The 569-nt window shown below is 43.4% G+C and carries 1 protein-coding gene; it reads right to left on the bottom strand.

Annotated features, from left to right (window positions below):
- A partial coding sequence (gene argS, locus ACS8FD_RS23305; protein WP_439277601.1) for an arginine--tRNA ligase domain-containing protein occupies window positions 1-569 on the bottom strand: 569 nt, incomplete at both ends.

The raw sequence follows: 569 nt of genomic DNA, 5'->3' as shown, positions 1-569 counted from the left end.
ATATCACGGACATACTCTCCTTGATAACCGTTGACTGGGAACGTTATTTGCTCGCCATTGACCTCCAAATAACGCAAGTACGTACTGGTCGCTAAAATATCCATTTGACGACCAGCATCATTGACATAATACTCACGCGTGACGTCATAACCAACTGCTTCAAGCAAGTTTGCCACACTCATACCAAAGGCTGCACCGCGCCCATGACCGACATGCAAGCTTGATGTTGGATTTGCCGACACAAACTCAACTTGTACTTTTTGTCCTTCAAATTGATCGCTTAAACCAAAGCGCTCTTGTCGTTTAAAGATATCATCTAATACCGCAAACTTAGCTTCGGCGTTTAAGAAAACATTAATGAATCCTGGGCCTGCAATTTCTACCTGTCGAATATTTTGATTGTCAGGTAGCGCATTGACGATTTTTTCAGCCAATTGACGTGGATTGGCTTTAGCAGCTTTGGCGGCTGTGAGCGCGATATTACTGGCAAAATCACCATGACTAAGGTCTTTAGTACGGGTAATTTGACTATTATTCTGCCAATCATTTGGCAACGTGCCATCTGCTTG

Source organism: Psychrobacter sp. 1U2, assembly GCF_051847575.1.
This window is presented reverse-complemented; position numbering and strand designations above follow the sequence as displayed.